Origin of the sequence: Streptomyces tardus (assembly GCF_018101125.2) — a bacterium.
Classification (GTDB): domain Bacteria; phylum Actinomycetota; class Actinomycetes; order Streptomycetales; family Streptomycetaceae; genus Streptomyces; species Streptomyces tardus.
The window spans coordinates 4785594-4804204 of record NZ_JAELVF020000001.1; the positions used below are offsets into that span (position 1 = coordinate 4785594).

Annotated in this window: 16 protein-coding genes; 15 read left to right on the forward strand and 1 reads right to left on the reverse strand. The window is 70.9% G+C overall.

The genetic code is table 11. From position 1 onward, the window contains the following. Positions 1–114 precede the first annotated feature (114 nt). Positions 115–1785 (reverse strand): AbeC-like domain-containing protein, encoded by a 1671-nt coding sequence (locus JGS22_RS20535; RefSeq protein ID WP_211040180.1) that lies wholly within the window; start codon positions 1783–1785, stop codon positions 115–117. Between the two features lie 384 nt (positions 1786–2169). On the opposite strand from JGS22_RS20535, the gene pgsA reads away from it, so the two are divergent. The 15 genes from pgsA to JGS22_RS20610 all read left to right on the forward strand — a co-directional run bounded on the left by pgsA (position 2170) and on the right by JGS22_RS20610 (position 18473). Further along, positions 2170–2964, forward strand: a complete 795-nt coding sequence (gene pgsA / locus JGS22_RS20540; RefSeq protein ID WP_211040181.1) for a phosphatidylinositol phosphate synthase — start codon at positions 2170–2172, stop codon at positions 2962–2964. Then, positions 2961–4013, forward strand: coding sequence for a phosphatidylinositol mannoside acyltransferase (locus JGS22_RS20545; RefSeq protein ID WP_211040182.1), 1053 nt, complete (start codon positions 2961–2963; stop codon positions 4011–4013). Before pgsA ends, JGS22_RS20545 begins: the two co-directional genes overlap by 4 nt. Further along, positions 4010–5167, forward strand: coding sequence for a glycosyltransferase family 4 protein (locus JGS22_RS20550; RefSeq protein ID WP_211040183.1), 1158 nt, complete (start codon positions 4010–4012; stop codon positions 5165–5167). Before JGS22_RS20545 ends, JGS22_RS20550 begins: the two co-directional genes overlap by 4 nt. A gap of 56 nt (positions 5168–5223) precedes the next feature. Next, a complete protein-coding gene (locus tag JGS22_RS20555) occupies positions 5224–5769 on the forward strand; it encodes a LemA family protein (protein WP_211040184.1) in 546 nt (181 codons plus the stop codon). Between the two features lie 389 nt (positions 5770–6158). Continuing rightward, positions 6159–7076, forward strand: a complete 918-nt coding sequence (gene pdxS, locus JGS22_RS20560) for a pyridoxal 5'-phosphate synthase lyase subunit PdxS (RefSeq protein ID WP_211040185.1) — start codon at positions 6159–6161, stop codon at positions 7074–7076. Positions 7077–7294: 218 nt separating this feature from the next. Continuing rightward, entirely contained in the window at positions 7295–7912 is a 618-nt protein-coding gene (gene pdxT / locus JGS22_RS20565) for a pyridoxal 5'-phosphate synthase glutaminase subunit PdxT (protein ID WP_308405775.1), read from the forward strand. A 112-nt stretch (positions 7913–8024) separates the two neighbouring features. Beyond that, entirely contained in the window at positions 8025–8777 is a 753-nt protein-coding gene (locus JGS22_RS20570) for a YebC/PmpR family DNA-binding transcriptional regulator (RefSeq protein ID WP_211040186.1), read from the forward strand. A 162-nt stretch (positions 8778–8939) separates the two neighbouring features. Next, entirely contained in the window at positions 8940–9539 is a 600-nt protein-coding gene (gene ruvC / locus JGS22_RS20575) for a crossover junction endodeoxyribonuclease RuvC (protein WP_211040187.1), read from the forward strand. Then, entirely contained in the window at positions 9536–10162 is a 627-nt protein-coding gene (gene ruvA / locus JGS22_RS20580; RefSeq protein WP_211040188.1) for a Holliday junction branch migration protein RuvA, read from the forward strand. The genes ruvC and ruvA overlap by 4 nt, the downstream gene beginning before the upstream one ends. A gap of 148 nt (positions 10163–10310) precedes the next feature. Continuing rightward, positions 10311–11417, forward strand: a complete 1107-nt coding sequence (ruvB, locus tag JGS22_RS20585) for a Holliday junction branch migration DNA helicase RuvB (protein ID WP_211040189.1) — start codon at positions 10311–10313, stop codon at positions 11415–11417. Between the two features lie 172 nt (positions 11418–11589). Beyond that, the gene (gene yajC, locus JGS22_RS20590; RefSeq protein WP_211040190.1) at positions 11590–12078 is read left to right on the forward strand and encodes a preprotein translocase subunit YajC; all 489 of its coding nucleotides are present in this window, start codon (positions 11590–11592) and stop codon (positions 12076–12078) included. A 119-nt stretch (positions 12079–12197) separates the two neighbouring features. Next, entirely contained in the window at positions 12198–13964 is a 1767-nt protein-coding gene (secD, locus tag JGS22_RS20595) for a protein translocase subunit SecD (protein ID WP_211040191.1), read from the forward strand. A 1-nt stretch (position 13965) separates the two neighbouring features. Further along, on the forward strand, positions 13966–15111 hold the full coding sequence (gene secF, locus JGS22_RS20600) for a protein translocase subunit SecF (protein WP_211040192.1): 1146 nt from the start codon (positions 13966–13968) through the stop codon (positions 15109–15111). Between the two features lie 14 nt (positions 15112–15125). Further along, on the forward strand, positions 15126–15689 hold the full coding sequence (locus tag JGS22_RS20605) for an adenine phosphoribosyltransferase (protein WP_236073224.1): 564 nt from the start codon (positions 15126–15128) through the stop codon (positions 15687–15689). Between the two features lie 195 nt (positions 15690–15884). After that, on the forward strand, positions 15885–18473 hold the full coding sequence (locus JGS22_RS20610; protein WP_211040193.1) for a RelA/SpoT family protein: 2589 nt from the start codon (positions 15885–15887) through the stop codon (positions 18471–18473). Positions 18474–18611: the final 138 nt, after the last annotated feature.

Below are 18611 nucleotides of genomic sequence, written 5' to 3' on the forward strand. Positions count from 1 at the left end.
AGCCGCTGTCGGGAGGGAAGTTCACTTCTCCCGGCAGCGGCTTCCGACGTTTCGTGCCGTCCGCGCCCGGCGCGGACGGCACGAAGAACCCGCTCCAGCGGTGCGGCGGGAAGATCAGAGCCCGTACTCGTCGGGCTTGCCCGGCGTGGCGCCCTGCACCTGTCCGCTGAGGAACTGGGAACGCGCGCCGAACTTCTCCGTGGCGACGCCGTTCTCGGCGAGCACCTTCATCGCGGCCGAATGCACCACCCGCAGCACCGGCGTCGCCGCGCGCAGCGCGTCGTCCGCCATGAAGCGGTGGCGCCACGGCTTGTCCGCCCAGGAATGGCGCAGCCCGAACGGCTCCGGCAGCGCCAACTTGCCGCCCAGATAGTCCAGTACGGGCGGGAACCAGGTCAACGGGGCCCGTGCCGCCAGCCGTACGACCTCCTTGGCGTCCACCAGCGGCAGCGGCACGCTCTTGGTCTCCCAGAACTTGACCGTCTTCGACACCTGCTTGGACTTGGGTGACGGCTTCGTGGTGAAGAGCGGGTGCACCGGACCCAGCGCGTGACCGGTGACCTCGATGCGCAGCGTGTGGTGCAGGACGGTGACAGTGATGAGCAGCGTCAGCACCAACTGCCCGTCCCACAGGACGAACTGGACGCCCAGGTAGTGGCGGTTGCCGCTGCCGAACTGCTGCTCGTTGCAGATGCGCTGGATCTCGTGGTCGCGCACCTGGAAGGACGAGACCTCCTGGCCCTCCGGCCTGGACACCCCCTTCGCACCCTCGGGCACCGGCGAGACGACCCAGTGGCGTATCGACGGGGTCGGGAACCCGCCGGTGTGCAGCGGTCCGCGCTCCAGCATCCGCAACTGGTCGTGGATGGACTGGATGACGTCCCAGCTGCGGAACGGGTTGATCTCGTCGACACCCGCGGCCGGGGTCAGCTCCTCGGCGAGCTGCCAGCTGCCCCAGCGGGTGCCCATCCCGAGTATCCCCTTGGGGCCCGCGTAGAAGACGATGTTGCTGTTCTGCTCGGCGGCGAGCTTGACCAGCGCCTTGCGCAGCCGCTCGGCCTCCTCGTCGTTGGGGTCCTGCGGAACGGCCTCGGGGATGCGCGCGCCCGGGCCGCCGCCCGAGAGCAACCCGCTCCAGAACTCCCGCAGATCGCGGGCGTACCGCTCGCTGATCCGTTTGGCCAGGAACCAGCCGAGTATCGGGGCCACGAACATGACCCGCAGATAGATGGCCAGCACGCCGTTCACCGGAAGCTGGATGGCGGCGAGGATCACCACACCGGCCAGCAGCGCGAGCGCCGCGAAGCCGATCGCTCCGGCGCGCTTGTCCTGCGCACCGGCCAGCCAGCGGCGCAGCTGGAAGCCGAGCAGCCAGATCAGCACACCGGGCAGGAAGAGAACGCCGAGAAGCATCATCACCGCGGTCAGCCGGGCGTCCCTGGCCTTGCGGATACGGCTGGCGGCCAGACAGTGGTCGACGATGACCTGTGGATCGGTGCCGAAGGACTGGATGAGCGGCGCCCTGGCGCCGCCGAGCATACGGACCTGCACCGCGCGGGCGTACGCCTCACCCAGATTGGGCTCGAACAGTGAGAGCTTGGGCGGCTTGACCGCGGCGGCGTCGTTGGCGTCGACCAGCTTCTGCACCGGGAAGTCCTGATACGCCGCGGAGGCGAGCGCCTGCGTCACGGCGGTCTGCCCGGAGGAACCGGACAGGGGAATCTGGGCGCCAGGGCTGAAGTCCACCTCCACGCCCTGCTGCTTGCCGTCGTCGAATCCTGCCACCTGGAGCCCCCAACATTGTCCGCGCGTCCGCACCCAGCCAGTTCCCAACCCGGGGGTGTCGCACACATCCTGCCGGACCGTCAGGGTATCGACGCATCCGCTTGTGCTGCCGGGCTTCGCGAAACCCGGCAGTGGAAGGCGGGTGTGCGGCGGGCCGCGGGGAGCCGGTCGGTGCGGTGAGTGGTCCGGCTCAGGCAGCGCCGCTGCACCCCGGTGACGAACCGGACGCCCGGGGACGTCCTGGTGGGCGCCGGTACGGGGCACACACCCCGCGCCCGCGGGCGGCCGGAGGCGATCCGCCAGCAGCGCGCGGGCGGGCGCTGGCTACGATGGGCCACCCGGCGGCCCACTGCCACCGGGCAGAACCAACACTCCGGGACAACGATGCTGAACAAGTACGCGCGTGCGTTCTTCACGCGTGTCTTCACGCCACTCGCCGCGCTGCTGCTGCGGCTGGGAGTCAGCCCTGACGCGGTCACCCTGATCGGGACCGGCGGGGTGGTCGCCGGAGCGCTCGTCTTCTATCCGCAGGGCGCCTTCTTCTGGGGCACCGTGGCGATCACCGTCTTCGTGTTCTCGGACATGCTCGACGGCAACATGGCCAGGCAGTCGGGCAAGTCGACCCGCTGGGGCGCCTTCCTGGACTCCACGCTCGACCGGGTCGCCGACTCGGCGATCTTCGGCGGCCTCGCGCTCTGGTACGCGGGCCGCGGCGACAGTGTGACGATGTGCGCGGTGGCGATCTTCTGCCTCGCCGGCGGCCAGGTCGTCTCGTACACCAAGGCGCGCGGCGAGAGCATCGGGCTGCCCGTCAACGTCAACGGACTCGTGGAGCGTTCCGAACGCCTGGTGATCACCCTGGTGTGCACGGGACTTGCCGGCTTCGAGACGTTCGGCGTGCCCTACATCGAGGTGCTGCTGCCCGCCGCGCTGTGGGTGGTCGCCGCAGGCAGCTGCGTCACCCTCGCCCAGCGAGTGGTCACCGTACGCCGCGAGGCCGAGTCCGCGGACGCGGCCCAGGCGCGGGCGGAGAGCGGGGACGCAGCGGCGCAGGAGCGCGAGGCACCGCAGCACGAGACGCAGCACCGCGAGACGCAGCACCGCACGGGGACGGGGACAAACGGGGCGCGGCGCCGGGCCGCGAAGCCCGACGCAGACCGGGGGAGTGGCACCGCGTGAAGGAACGTCTGACCGACAGCCTGTACGGACTCGGCTGGAGCGTCGTCAAACGCCTCCCCGAACGCACCGCTGTCCGGCTGGGGGAGCGCGTCGCCGACCGTACCTGGAAGAAGCGCGGCAAGGGCGTCACCCAGCTGGAGCGCAACCTGGCGCGGGTGCGCCCCGAAACGGGGGAGCAGGAGCTGCGCGAGCTCTCCAGGACCGGGATGCGCTCGTATCTGCGGTACTGGATGGAGTCCTTCCGGCTGCCGGCCTGGAGCCAGGAGCGCATCGCCCGCAGTGTCCACATCCACGAACTGCACCACCTCACCGACGCCCACGCCGAGGGCCGCGGCGCCGTACTGGCACTGCCGCACATGGCCAACTGGGACCTCGCGGGCGCCTGGCTCGCCACCCACAAGAACATCCCGTTCGTCACGGTCGCCGAGCGGCTGAAGCCCGAGACCCTCTACGACCGCTTCGTCGCCTACCGCGAGGGCCTGGGCATGGAGGTGCTGCCGCACCAGGGCGGCGCCGCCTTCGGCGTCCTGGCACGGCGGATGCGTGCGGGCGGGGTGGCGGCGCTGGTGGCCGACCGCGACCTGTCCTCCTCGGGCATCGAGGTCCGGTTCTTCGGCGAGACCGCGCGGATGCCCGCAGGCCCCGCGCTGCTGGCGCTCCAGACCGGCGCGGTGCTGCTGCCGGTCAACCTCTGGTTCGACGGCACCGAGGTGATGAAGGGCCGGGTGCACCCGCCGGTGGAGGTGCCCGAGACCGGCACCCGTGCGGAGAAGGCGGCGGCGATGACGCAGTCGATGGCTGACGGGTTCGCCGTCGGTATCGCCGAGCACCCCGAGGACTGGCACATGCTTCAGCGGCTGTGGGCGGCCGACCTGGGGCGCCGCCGTACCTCCGAGGGCGGGCCCGCTGCGGCCGGCCCCGAGCCGGCGGACCCTGTTGCGTCGGACCGCGAGACGTCGGACCGCGAGACGTCGGACCGCGAGACGCCCGACCGCGAGATGCCCGACCGTGAGGCGCGGCCTTCCGGGGCCGAGAGGGAGCTGCCGTGAGGATCGGCATCGTCTGCCCCTACTCCTGGGACGTGCCGGGCGGGGTGCAGTTCCACATCCGCGACCTCGCGGAGCATCTGATTGCGCTCGGCCACGAGGTCTCCGTGCTCGCCCCCGCCGACGACGGCTCCGTACTGCCGCCGTACGTGGTCTCCGCCGGCCGGGCGGTGCCGGTGCCGTACAACGGGTCGGTGGCGCGGCTGAACTTCGGTGTCCTGTCGGCCGCCCGCACCCGCCGCTGGGTCAACGAGGGCGACTTCGAGGTGCTGCATCTGCACGAGCCGGCCGCACCCTCGTTGGCGCTGCTCGCCTGCTGGGCGGCGCGCGGCCCGATCGTCGCCACCTTCCACACCTCCAACCCGCGGTCGCGGGCGATGATGGCCGCCTATCCGATGCTCCAGGCCGCGTTGGAGAAGATCAGCGCCCGTATCGCCGTCAGCGAGTACGCCCGGCGCACCCTGGTGGAGCATCTGGGCGGGGACGCGGTGGTGATCCCCAACGGTGTCGACGTCGACTTCTTCGCCGACGCCGAGCCCAAGGCGGAGTGGCAGGGCGGCACGATCGGCTTCGTCGGCCGCATCGACGAGTCCCGCAAGGGCCTCCAGGTGCTGATGCGCGCGCTGCCGCGGATTCTGCGCGAACGGCCGGGCACCCGGCTCCTGGTGGCGGGCCGGGGCGACGAGCAGGAGGCACTGGCGGAGCTGCCGGAGGAGTTCCGCGACCGCGTCGAGTTCCTCGGGATGGTCAGCGACGAGGACAAGGCCCGACTGCTGCGCAGCGTGGACGTGTACGTCGCGCCCAACCTCGGCGGGGAGAGCTTCGGCATCATCCTGGTGGAGGCCATGTCGGCGGGTGCACCGGTGCTGGCGAGCGATCTGGACGCCTTCGCCCAGGTGCTGGACGGCGGCAGCGCGGGTCAGCTCTTCCGCAACGAGGACGCCGGCGACCTGGCGCGCGCGGCCGTCGAGCTGCTGGCCCACCCCGAACGGCGCGAGGAGCTCCGCGGGAAGGCCTCCCGCCACGTGCGGCGCTTCGACTGGTCGACGGTGGCAGCCGACATCCTGGCCGTGTACGAGACCGTGACGGAGGGCGCCTCGACGGTGGCGGCCGACGAGCGGCCACGCGCGCTGGGCCGCCTGCGCCCGAGGCTCTGAAGGGCGGCGGGCTCCGGTAACCCGGGCGCCGACGGCGCCGGGTACTGTGGCCCGCCGTGACCACGTTCTACTGGATCTTCTGGGCTGTCGCGGCGCTCGCGTTCATCGGTGTCTACCTCAGCTGGACGGCCGGCCGTCTGGACCGGCTGCACACCCGAATCGACGCCGCCCGCGCGGCACTTGACGCGCAATTGCTGCGACGGGCCTCGGTGGCCCAGGAGTTGGCGACCTCCGGGGTCTTCGACCCCGCCGCCTCGATGGTGCTCTACGACGCGGCGCACCACGCCAGACAGGCCGAGGAGGACGGACGCGAGGTCGCCGAGAGCGAGTTGAGCCAGGCGCTGCGTGCGGTCTTCGACGATCGCGAGCAACTGGTCGCGGTGCGGGAGGCGCCCGGCGGCCAGGAGAGCGCCCGCGAACTCCTCGCCGCCGTGCGGCGCGTGCCCATGGCCCGCCGCTTCCACAACGACGCGGTACGCGCCGTACGGGCGCTGCGCCGCCACCGCAAGGTGCGCTGGTTCCGGCTGGCCGGCCACGCGCCGTTCCCGCTGGCGTTCGAGATGGACGACGAACCGCCGGCCGTGCTCGCCGAGCACGGCTGAGCGCGGTCGCCGCCGGTCGAGCCGTCGGCGCACGGCTGCGGGCCCCGCGCGTCCGCGGAGCCGGCGCGTCCGTCCGCACCCCGGGCCCGTACGGCCGCGCCCCTGCCGGTGTGCCGGTTACGTGCCTCGCGGGACCCGGCTCCGCGTACCCCTCGGCGGGCGGGCCCCCCGGGGGCCCACGAGCCGCCGCTCCGCCGCCGCCGTGCGGTGCGGCCACTTCGAACCGGCTGCGGTCCACCGGTGCGCAATTGGCCCTTTCCCGCGGACGCCCCGGTCGGCTTCCCTCTGAGGTAGCAGTGCAGGCGGTCCGTCCGGTCCGTCGGCCGCTGCACCGAGCGGACCTACGATGGGTCCGGCCCGCAGGTTTCTTCGTCGAGTGAGGTCACACCGTGTCGAGCACGCCCAACAGCACGTCCGCAGCCGCTCCCGAGACCGGCACCGCCCGCGTGAAGCGCGGCATGGCCGAACAGCTCAAGGGTGGCGTGATCATGGATGTGGTCACTCCGGAGCAGGCCAAGATCGCCGAGGACGCGGGCGCGGTCGCCGTCATGGCGCTGGAGCGCGTACCCGCCGACATCCGCAAGGACGGCGGCGTGGCCCGGATGTCCGACCCGGACATGATCGAGGGCATCATCGGTGCCGTCTCCATCCCGGTGATGGCCAAGTCGCGCATCGGCCACTTCGTCGAGGCCCAGGTGCTGCAGGCGCTCGGTGTCGACTACATCGACGAGTCGGAGGTCCTCACCCCGGCCGACGAGGTCAACCACAGCGACAAGTTCGCCTTCACCACCCCCTTCGTCTGCGGCGCCACCAACCTCGGAGAGGCGCTCCGACGGATCGCCGAGGGCGCGGCCATGATCCGCTCCAAGGGCGAGGCCGGTACCGGCAACGTCGTCGAGGCCGTACGGCACATGCGGCAGATCCGCGGTGAGATCGCCCGCCTCAAGGGCTACGACAACAACGAGCTGTACGCCGCCGCCAAGGACCTGCGCGCCCCCTACGAGCTGGTGCGCGAGGTCGCCGAGCTGGGCAAGCTGCCGGTCGTGCTGTTCTCCGCGGGCGGTGTGGCCACCCCCGCCGACGCCGCGCTGATGCGTCAGCTGGGCGCCGAGGGCGTCTTCGTGGGCTCGGGCATCTTCAAGTCCGGCGACCCGGCCAAGCGTGCCGCCGCCATCGTCAAGGCCACCACCTTCTACGACGACCCGAAGGTGATCGCCGACGCCTCCCGCGACCTGGGCGAGGCGATGGTCGGCATCAACTGCGACACCCTCCCGGAGAACGAGCGCTACGCCTCCCGCGGCTGGTGACCCGCGTCCGTACGGCCTGAGCGGCGTACGACCCGAGCGGCGCCCGGGCGGTCCGAACTCCTGGCGGAGCGCGGGCCGCCCGGCGCGTGTCCGATGCGCCCGGCACCTGCGTGCGCACCGGACGGCGCGGTCCGCCGAGGTGCCCGCCCGGCCGACGACAACCGCAAGCCCGACGTGTCTCCGAACGATGATGTGTCCCCGAACGATGAGGCGACCCTGTGAACACCCCAACTCCCCCTGCCGCGCCGGTGATCGGCGTGCTCGCCCTCCAGGGTGACGTGCGTGAGCACCTCGCTGCGCTGACCGGCGCGGGCGCCGAGGCACGTTCCGTCCGCCGTCCCGAGGAGCTGGCGGTGGTCGAGGGGCTGGTCGTCCCCGGCGGCGAGTCCACCACCATCTTCAAGCTGGCACGCATCTTCGACCTGCTCGAACCGCTGCGCGAGCGAGTGCGGTCGGGGATGCCGGCGTACGGATCCTGCGCGGGCATGATCATGCTCGCGGACAAGATCCTCGACCCCCGCTCCGGTCAGGAGACGGTCGGCGGCATCGACATGATCGTGCGGCGCAACGCCTTCGGCCGGCAGAACGAGTCGTTCGAGGCGGCCGTCGACATGGCCGGTGTGGACGGCGGGCCGGTGGAGGGCGTCTTCATCCGCGCACCGTGGGTGGAGTCGACCGGTGCGGGGGTAGAGGTGCTCGCCTCCGTCGAGGGGCACCCGGTCGCCGTGCGGCAGGGGTCGCTGCTGGCCACCTCCTTCCACCCCGAGCTGACCGGCGACCACCGCGTGCACCGGCTGTTCACCGAGATGGTGCTCTCCGCGCGTCCGCAGAGGTGACAAGACAGCTCGTATCCGGTGATTCCGGTCCTCGGCGGGCCGCGGGGACGGCCGCGGCGTGACGGTAGGATCGAGCGCACTGTTTCTGTAGGTGACATCGAAGGAGCCAGGCGTGTCCGGCCACTCCAAGTGGGCAACCACCAAGCACAAGAAGGCCGTGATCGATGCCAAGCGCGGCAAGCTCTTCGCCAAACTGATCAAGAACGTCGAGGTCGCGGCCCGGATGGGCGGCGCCGACATCGAGGGCAACCCGACGCTCTACGACGCGATCCAGAAGGCCAAGAAGCAGTCGGTTCCGAACAAGAACATCGACAGTGCGGTCAAGCGCGGTGCCGGTCTTGAGGCGGGCGGAGCCGACTACGAGACGATCATGTACGAGGGCTACGGCCCCAACGGTGTCGCGGTGCTCATCGAGTGCCTCACCGACAACCGCAACCGTGCCGCCTCCGACGTGCGCGTCGCCATGACCCGCAACGGGGGTTCCATGGCCGACCCGGGCTCGGTCTCGTACATGTTCACCCGCAAGGGCGTCATCATCGTGCCCAAGGGGGAGCTGAGCGAGGACGACGTCCTCGGCGCGGTGCTGGAGGCAGGGGTCGAGGAGGTCAACGACCTCGGCGAGTCCTTCGAGGTGCTGAGCGAGGCCACCGATCTGGTGCAGGTCCGCACCGCGCTCCAGGAGGCCGGGATCGACTACGACTCGGCCGACTCCAGCTTCGTCCCCTCCGTGCAGGTGGAGCTGGAGGAGGAGGGCGCCAGGAGGATCTTCAAGCTGATCGACGCCCTCGAGGACAGCGACGACGTGCAGAACGTCTTCGCCAACTTCGACGTCTCCGACGAGGTCATGGCCCAGGTCGACGCCTGAGGCACGGGCGCGGCCGGCTCTCCGGCCGAGCGCGCCAACTCCCGGTCGGGCCGGGCGGGATGACACACCCGCACCGGCCCGTCGGTGTTGTCAGTGTCGGCCGGTAGCCTGCCGAACAGCCGGCGGCCGGACGGGCGGCCGTGGACGACAGGGGAGGGCATCGTGCGTGTGCTCGGCGTGGACCCGGGGCTGACCCGCTGCGGGGTGGGCGTCGTGGAGGGCACGGCGGGGCGCCCGCTGCGGATGGTCGCGGTGGGGGTCCTGCGGACCGATCCCGGCTCCGACATCGCCGAGCGGCTGGTGGGCATCGAGCGCGGGCTGGAGGAGTGGCTGGAGGAGTACCGCCCCGAAGCCGTCGCGGTGGAGCGGGTGTTCAGCCAGCACAACGTCAGCACCGTGATGGGCACCGCCCAGGCGAGCGCGGTCGCGATGCTCTGCGCCGGCAGGCGGGGCCTGCCCGTTGCCCTGCACACCCCCAGCGAGGTCAAGGCCGCCGTCACCGGTTCGGGCAGGGCGGACAAGGCGCAGATCGGCGCCATGGTCACGCGGCTGCTGCGGCTGGACGCGCCGCCCAGACCTGCGGACGCCGCGGACGCCCTCGCGCTCGCCATCTGCCACATCTGGCGGGCCCCCGCCCTCAACCGCCTCCAGCAGGCACACCAACTCGCCCGCCGTGCGGCAGCTCCCGACTCCCGCGGTTCCGGGGCGGGTTCGCCCTCCCGGCCCCAGCGGGCACGTACCCGGAAAGGCACCACCACATGATCGCCTTCGTGCAGGGGCAGATCGCGGCGCTCGCGCCCGACAGCGCCGTCGTCGAGGTCGCAGGCGTCGGCCTCGCGGTCCAGTGCGCACCCTCGACGCTGGCCGGGCTGCGCCAGGGCGAGCCCGCCCGGCTCGCCACCTCGCTGGTCGTGCGCGAGGACTCCCTGACGCTGTACGGCTTCGCCGACGACGACGAGCGGCAGGTCTTCGAGCTGCTCCAGACCGCCAGCGGTGTCGGACCGCGTCTCGCCCAGGCGATGCTCGCCACCCACAGCCCCGACGCGCTCCGCACCGCGGTCGCCGTCGGCGACGAGAAGGCCCTCACTGCCGTCTCCGGCATCGGGAAGAAGGGCGCCCAGAAGCTGCTGCTGGAGCTGAAGGACCGGCTCGGCCCACCTGTCGGTTCCTCCGCGCGGGGCGCCCTCTCCGCGCAGACCCCCGCCGCGGGCTGGCGCGACCAGCTCCAGGACGCGCTTCTCGGTCTCGGCTACGCAGGCAGGGAGGCCGAGGAGGCGGTCGCGACGGTGGCACCCAGGGCCGAGGCGGCGATCGCCGAGGGAGGCGTCCCGCCGGTGCCGCAGTTGCTGCGCGCCGCGCTGCAGAGCCTCAACCGCGCCCGGTGAGGCGCCCGTCGGGCCCGCCGCCGGCGGGCCGCCGCCCCGTACCGCACCGCCTGTCCGCCGTACCACACCGCCTGTCCGCAGCCTGCTTGCGCGCGGCGCACCCGCCGGCGCCGCAGCCCGTACCGCCCGCCTCGACGAAAGACCACCGATGAACTGGGACGACACCGGCCCCGACGACAGCGCGACCGCCACCCCCGGAGGTCCGGACGCGAGCGCGGAGCGGCTCGTGGGCAGCGTCGCCGACGGTGAGGACACCGCAGTGGAAGCGGCCCTGCGGCCAAAGGACCTCGGCGAGTTCGTCGGTCAGCCCAAGGTGCGCGAGCAGCTCGACCTGGTGCTCCGAGCCGCCCGCCAGCGCGGCGCCACCGCCGACCACGTACTGCTCTCCGGCGCTCCGGGCCTGGGCAAGACGACGCTGTCGATGATCATCGCTGCCGAGATGGGCGCCCCGATCCGGATCACCTCGGGCCCTGCCATCCAGCACGCGGGAGACCTGGCCGCGATCCTCTCCTCGCTCCAGGAGGGGGAAGTGCTCTTCCTGGACGAAATACACCGGATGTCCAGGCCGGCCGAGGAAATGCTCTACATGGCGATGGAGGACTTCCGCGTCGACGTGATCGTCGGCAAGGGCCCCGGGGCGACCGCGATCCCGCTGGAGCTGCCGCCGTTCACCCTGGTCGGCGCCACCACCCGGGCCGGCCTGCTGCCGCCGCCGCTGCGGGACCGGTTCGGTTTCACCGCGCACATGGAGTTCTACGAGGCGGAGGAGCTGGAGCGGGTGCTGCACCGCTCCGCCCGGCTGCTGGACGTCAGCACCGACGAGGCCGGCGCGCGGGAGATCGCGGGCCGTTCGCGGGGCACGCCGCGGATCGCCAACCGGCTGCTCCGCCGGGTCAGGGACTACGCCCAGGTCAAGAGCGACGGCGTCATCACCAGCGAGATCGCCCGGCAGGCGCTGGCGGTGTACGAGGTTGACGAACGCGGGCTCGACAGACTCGACCGGGCGGTCCTGGAGTCGCTGCTCAAGCTCTTCAACGGAGGGCCGGTGGGCCTGTCAACGCTCGCGGTCGCGGTGGGGGAGGAGCGCGAGACCGTCGAGGAAGTGGCCGAGCCCTTCCTGGTGCGCGAGGGGCTGCTCGCCCGTACGCCCAGAGGCCGCGTCGCGACTCCGGCCGCCTGGGCCCACCTGAACCTGACCCCGCCGGCGTCGAGCCGGGCGAACGGCTCGGGACAGACCGGACTCTTCGGAATGTGAACGGACCGCGCGTCGAGGAGATCGACCTTCACGGAACCCCGGCCGTCTGCTGGACGTTGTTCCACAGGCGTGGGCTCGCTTAGACTCCGCCGATGCCGCCTCCCTCGGGCGGCGACGACCACCCAAACCCCCAGACCGCTCCCTGGCGGTCACACTAAGGACCTCTTCCGCCGTGGATATCGTAGTTCTCTTCCCCCTCCTCCTGCTCATCGGCGCCATGTTCATGATGACGAGGTCTGCGAAGAAAAAGCAGCAGCAGGCCATGGAGATGCGCGACCAGGTGCAGCCCGGCACCGGAGTCCGGACGATCGGGGGCCTGTACGCCCGGGTGAAGGAGATCGGCGACGACACGGTCCTCCTCGAGCTCGCCCCCGGTGTGCACGCGCACTTCGCCAAGAACGCCATCGGCGCCGTGCTGGAGGACGACGAGTACAACGAGATCATCAACCCCCGGGCCGCCGAGCTCGACAGCGACGGCACCGTCGTGCCCGACGACGCCTCCTCGCTGACCGGCACCGCCGACGAGGAGACCTCCACCACCGCGGACGAGAAGCCCAGCCTGAAGAAGGACGCAGCTCCTGCCGAGGACGAGGAGCGGTCCCAGGAGCCGGAGTCGGGGGACGCCAAGGACAAGAAGGACGGCGAGGACGGACCCAAGTAGCGAGAGCGTCGCCGGGGTCTGAAGCAGCCCGGCAGTCTACTCGTGCCGACTCATCACCCCGCGGGCACGGTGATCACCGATCACCGTGCCAGGGTGACTGGACAGGGAGACAAGAGAAGGTGGCAACACCGAAGAAGCGCCGCAGGTCCTCGGGGGCGCAGAGAAGGCCGCTGGTACCGCTGCTGCTGGTGCTGGGCCTGATCGTGGTACTGACCGGCGGGATGCTGCTCACCGGTGCCAACACGCCACGGCTCGGGATCGACCTGGCAGGCGGTACGAGCATCACGCTGACGGCCAAGGAAGAAGACGGCAAGAAGGACGCCGTCAACGAGGCCAACATGAACACCGCCGCGTCCATCATCGACCGGCGGGTCAACGGCCTCGGCGTGTCCGAGGCCGAGGTGACCACGCAGGGCGAGCGCAACATCATCGTCAACATCCCGCGGGGTACCGACGAGAAGCAGGCACGCGAGCAGGTGGGCACCACCGCTGAGCTCGGCTTTCGGCCGGTGCTTGCCGCAGCGCCAGCCACCCCTCCTGCGGAGAAGCCGGGCGCCGGCGAGGAGTCCCCGGGTACGGGTGACGACGCCGACAAGGGCGACAAGGGCGATGCCGACAAGGGCGATGCCGACGCGTCGGCCTCACCCGGACCCAGCCCGCAGGGCGGCACGGCGCGTGAAGCCCTGACCGCGGACGATTCTCCCTCTCCCTCTCCGTCCCCCGGCGACAAGGAGAAGCCTGATGAGCAAGAGGACCCGCCGGCCCAGGGCGACGGCGGTGTTTCCGAAGCAGTGGGCAAGGAGTTCGAGAGTCTGAGCTGCACCAGCCAGAAGAGCAGGTCCCAAGCGGGCCAGGACGCGGCTCAGGCCGATGCCAAGGACACCGTCGTCGCCTGTGACCAGGACGGCGCCTCCAAGTTCATCCTCGGCCCGCTCGCCGTGCCGGGGACAAACGTGGACGGGGCCAGTGCCGTCTTCAACCAGCAGCGCGGCCAGTGGGTCGTCAACGTTGAGTTCACCTCGGCCGGCTCCAAGAAGTTCGCCGACACCACTTCGCGCATCAGCTCGCTGCCCCAGCCGCAGAACCAGTTCGCGATCTCACTCGACGGGGAGGTCGTTTCCGCGCCCAGCGTGAGCCAGCGCATCTCCGGCAGCGCCGAGATCTCCGGAAGCTTCCAGCAGGAAGAGGCCCAGGACCTGGCCAACGTGCTGAAGTTCGGTGCCCTGCCGCTGAGCTTTGAGGAGTCCAACGTCCTGAGCATCTCGCCGACCCTGGGTGGTGAGCAGCTCAAGGCAGGTTTGATCGCGGGGGCCATCGGCATGGCTCTGGTGATCGCCTACCTGCTGTTCTACTACCGCGCTCTGGGCATGGTCGCCGTCCTGAGCCTGCTCGCCATGGGCGCCTTCACCTACGTCGTCATGACGCTGCTCGGCCCCGCCGTGGGGTTCGCGCTGAGCCTTCCCGCCGTGTGCGGCGCCATTGTTGCCATCGGTATCACCGCGGACTCGTTCATCGTGTATTTCGAACGGATCCGGGACGAGGTGCGCGAAGGACGCAGCGTGCGCTCGGCGATCGAGCGGGCGTGGCCCAGGGCTCGGCACACGATCATCATCTCCGACGTGGTGTCGTTTCTGGCCGCCGTCGTCCTGTTCTTCGCAGCGGTCGGTTCGGTACAGGGCTTTGCCTTCGTGCTCGGCCTGACCACCTTGCTGGACGTCCTGGTCGTCTTCCTGATCACCAAGCCGCTGACCAGCCTGCTGGTGAGCAAGCCGTTCTTCGGCGAAGGCCACCCCTGGTCGGGTCTGGACGCCAAACGGCTCGGCGCCAGGCCGCCAGTCCGAGGCCGCCGTCGCGGCTCGGTCACCGCAGAGCCGAAGGAGGCTTGAGATGTCGCGACTCGGTGAACTCGGTGGCAAGCTCCACAGGGGCGAAGTGGCCTACGACTTCGTCAACCGGCGCAAGATCTGGTACCTGATCTCGATCGTGCTTCTGGCCATCTCGCTCGGCGGCGTCTTCGGCAAGGGCCTCAACATGGGCGTCGAGTTCGAGGGCGGCGCGGTCTACACGACACCTCCCACGCAGGCCACCGTGGAGGAGGTCAGAAGCGAAGCGGAGGATGCGTCGGGCAAGGAAGCCCGCGTGCAGCGGCTGGGCAACGACTCGCTCCGCATCACGCTCACCGGTCTGGACACCGACACGTCCAACGCCACTCGTGAGGCCCTCGCCGAGGGCCTGGGCATCGAGGTCTCCAACCTCGACGCCGAGCTGGTCGGGCCCAGCTGGGGCGAGCAGATGACCGACAAGGCCCTGACCGGCATGGGGATCTTTCTCGTGCTGGTCACGGTCTACCTCGCCGTCACCTTCGAGTGGCGCATGGCCCTGGCCGCCCTGCTCGCGCTGCTGCACGACCTTGTGATCACCATCGGTGTGTACGCACTCGTCGGTTTCGAGGTGACGCCGGGGACGGTCGTGGGTGTGCTGACGATCCTCGGCTATTCCCTGTACGACACCGTGGTGGTGTTCGACAAGGTCAGTGAGAACACCTCCCGGCTGGGCAAGGACAGTCGGCTCACCTACAGCGAGCTCGCCAACCTGGGTCTCAACGCGACGCTGGTGCGCTCGGTCAACACCTCGATCGTCGCGCTCCTTCCGGTCGGCGCGCTCCTGTTCATCGGCGCCGGCCTGCTGGGCGGCGGGATGCTCAAGGACATCGCCCTCTCCCTCTTCGTCGGTCTTGCCGCGGGTACGTACTCCTCGATCGTCATCGCCACCCCGCTGGTGGTGGACTTCAAGCGCACCGATGCCAAGGCCAGGGTCCACGACCGCAAGGTGCTCGCGAAGCGCGCGAAGTCCGCGGCTCTCGCCGCGGAGCGGGGTGCCCGGCCGGACGAGGACACCCCTCCCGCCGGGGAGGGCGCTGACGACGAACATGCCGAGGCGGGTGACGCAGCAGCGGAATCGGTACCGGCGCCGGCCACCCCCGCACGTCGTGCAGGCGGCTCAGCCAGCCGCGGTCGGTCAGGGCGCAGGTGATGGGAGTCGCCCCGATGGCCGAGAGCTCCGGGATGTCGCCCGAGCAGCTGAGGAGTCTGCTGATCAGCCGCATCCGGGACGTGGCCGACTACCCCAAGCCCGGCGTGACCTTCAAGGACATCACGCCGCTGCTGGCGGATCCTCTGGCCTTCACCGCGCTGACCGACGCCCTGGCGAACCGCTGTGCCGAGTACGGGGCCACCAAGATCGTGGGCCTGGAGGCCCGTGGCTTCATCCTCGGTGCGCCCGTAGCGGTACGGGCCGGTGTCGGCTTCGTCCCGGCGCGCAAGGCCGGCAAGCTGCCGGGCCCCACGCTGGGGCAGAACTACGCCCTGGAGTACGGCGCCGCCGAGATCGAGATCCATGCCGACGCGCTGTCCGCCGGGGACCGTGTGCTGGTCGTCGACGACGTACTGGCCACGGGCGGCACGGCGGAGGCGTCCGTGGAGCTCGTTCGGCGCGCCGGCGCGCAGGTGGCCGGTGTCTGCGTACTGCTGGAGCTCGGTTTCCTGGGCGGCCGCGAGCGACTCGCTCCTGTACTCGGCGCCGTTCCGTTGGATGCGCTGGTGCGCGTCTGAGCGTCGGATCCCGCTGAGGAGGGGGAGGCGGGGCACTGCGCCCCGCTTCCCCCTCACGTCGTTCTGCCCGCTGTTGCGCACCATCGCCGACCAGCGGCGGAGGGTGCCCTGGGCACCGGCCAGGGTGGTGTGGGGCACGGCTCGCTACCATGGCTGTCCGACCGATCCCTGGCCGGGACAGCTAGAGGAGTGCTCTTGCCGGACGAGGCCCAGCCGCCCACCGCGACCCAGCGACCGGATTCCGGTGCGCCCACGGGCAGTGGCGCGCACGCACCGGACGCGAACTCCGACGGGGAGTCGACGGGCGCGGGCCCGCGCCCGGCCTCCGGGGCGAGCACCCGGGGGGACCAGTCCGCCGCGCGCGGCGCCAAGCGCAGGGCGCAGGGCGCGCAGGCTCCGCCGCCGGAGCCCGCGGAGCACCCCGCCGACACGGCGCCCGCCGCGGAGCAGGGACGCGCCGTCTCGGGCGTCTCCGGACGCTACGGCTCCTCGAACCGGGTGCGTGCCCGGCTGGCCAGGCTCGGCGTGCACCGCTCCAGCCCGTACAACCCGGTGCTGGAGCCGCTGCTGCGGATAGTGCGGGGCAACGACCCCAAGGCCGACACCGCCACACTGCGCCAGCTCGAGCGTGCCTACCAGGTCGCCGAGCGCTGGCACCGCGGCCAGAAGCGCAAGAGCGGCGATCCGTACATCACCCACCCGCTCGCGGTCACCACCATCCTCGCCGAGCTCGGCATGGACCCGGCGACTCTGATGGCCGGCCTGCTGCACGACACGGTGGAGGACACGGAGTACGGGCTGGACACCCTGCGCCGCGACTTCGGCGACCAGGTCGCACTGCTGGTCGACGGTGTCACCAAGCTGGACAAGGTCAAGTTCGGCGAGGCGGCGCAGGCCGAGACGGTCCGCAAGATGGTCGTGGCGATGGCCAAGGACCCGCGCGTACTGGTCATCAAGCTCGCCGACCGGCTCCACAACATGCGCACGATGCGCTTTCTGCGGCGTGAGAAGCAGGAGCAGAAGGCTCGCGAGACCCTGGAGATCTACGCCCCGCTCGCCCATCGCCTGGGCATGAACACCATCAAGTGGGAGCTGGAGGATCTGGCCTTCGCGATCCTCTACCCGAAGATGTACGACGAGATCGTCCGGCTGGTGGCCGAACGTGCGCCCAAGCGGGACGAGTACCTGGCCACGGTGATCGACGAGGTGCAGGCCGATCTGCGCGGGGCCCGCATCAGGGCGACGGTCACGGGCCGGCCGAAGCACTACTACAGCGTCTACCAGAAGATGATCGTCCGCGGCCGGGACTTCGCGGAGATCTACGATCTGGTCGGCATCCGCGTCCTGGTGGACACGGTCCGCGACTGCTATGCGGCGCTCGGCACGGTGCACGCGCGATGGAACCCGGTCCCCGGCCGGTTCAAGGACTACATCGCGATGCCGAAGTTCAACATGTACCAGTCGCTGCACACGACGGTGATCGGCCCGGGCGGCAAGCCCGTCGAGCTGCAGATCCGCACCTTCGACATGCACCGCCGCGCCGAGTACGGCATCGCCGCCCACTGGAAGTACAAGCAGGAGGCCGTCGCGGGCGCCTCCAAGGTCCGCACCGACGTGCCGAAGAAGGCAGGCAAGGGCGGCGACACGCTCAACGACATGGCGTGGCTGCGGCAGTTGCTGGACTGGCAGAAGGAGACCGAGGACCCGGGCGAGTTCCTGGAGTCGCTGCGCTTCGACCTCTCCCGCAACGAGGTCTTCGTCTTCACGCCGAAGGGCGACGTGATCGCGCTGCCCGCCGGCGCCACCCCCGTCGACTTCGCGTACGCGGTGCACACCGAGGTCGGGCACCGCACGATCGGCGCCAAGGTCGGCGGTCGCCTGGTACCGCTGGAGTCCACCCTCGACAACGGCGACACCGTGGAGGTCTTCACCTCCAAGGCCTCGGGGGCCGGCCCGTCCAGGGACTGGCTGGGCTTCGTGAAGTCCCCGCGGGCGCGCAACAAGATCAGGGCGTGGTTCTCCAAGGAGCGCCGGGACGAGGCGATCGAGCACGGCAAGGACTCCATCGTCCGTGCCATGCGCAAGCAGAACCTCCCGATCCAGCGCATCCTGACCGGCGACTCGCTGGTGACGCTGGCGCACGAGATGCGCTACCCGGACATCTCCTCCCTCTACGCCGCGATCGGCGAGGGGCATGTGACCGCGCAGAGCGTGGTGCAGAAGCTCGTCCAGGCTCTCGGCGGAGAGGACGAGGCCAGCGAGGACATCGCAGAGACCTCGCCCCCGATGCGCGGGGGCAGGGGCGAGAAGCGCCGCTCGAAGGCCGACCCGGGCGTCATCGTCAAGGGCGTCGACGATGTGTGGGTCAAGCTGGCCCGTTGCTGCACCCCGGTGCCCGGTGACCCGATCATCGGCTTCGTGACGCGGGGGAGCGGGGTGTCCGTGCACCGTGCGGACTGCCTGAACGTCGACTCGCTCGCCCGGGAGCCCGAGCGGATGCTGGACGTGGAGTGGGCGCCGACGCAGTCCTCGGTCTTCCTGGTCGCCATCCAGGTCGAGGCGCTGGACCGCTCCAGGTTGCTGTCGGACGTCACCAGGGTGCTGTCCGACCAGCACGTCAACATCCTCTCGGCGGCGGTCCAGACCTCCCGGGACCGGGTGGCGACCTCGCGCTTCACCTTCGAGATGGGTGACCCCAAGCACCTGGGCCACGTGTTGAAGGCGGTGCGCCGGGTGGAGGGCGTCTACGACGTCTACCGCGTCACCTCCGCCCGCCGACCCTGACCGAGGCGCAACTCCTCACCGGCCGCGGCTTCGTACCGGGAGCAACCTCTCACCGGGCAGCCGCTGCCGGCGCGGCCCGCTCCGGTGCGCGCCGGCTCCCGACCTGGCCGCCCCCGCGTGCGAGGAGCCGCCGATCCG

Excerpts from the sequence above, each read along its gene's own strand:
- JGS22_RS20605 (WP_236073224.1), top strand. The coding sequence starts at position 15,126 with ATGGCCGAGAGCTCCGGGATGTCGCCCGAGCAGCTGAGGAGTCTGCTG.
- ruvB (WP_211040189.1), top strand. The coding sequence starts at position 10,311 with ATGAACTGGGACGACACCGGCCCCGACGACAGCGCGACCGCCACCCCC.
- pgsA (WP_211040181.1), top strand. The coding sequence starts at position 2,170 with ATGCTGAACAAGTACGCGCGTGCGTTCTTCACGCGTGTCTTCACGCCA.
- secF (WP_211040192.1), top strand. The coding sequence starts at position 13,966 with ATGTCGCGACTCGGTGAACTCGGTGGCAAGCTCCACAGGGGCGAAGTG.
- ruvA (WP_211040188.1), top strand. The coding sequence starts at position 9,536 with ATGATCGCCTTCGTGCAGGGGCAGATCGCGGCGCTCGCGCCCGACAGC.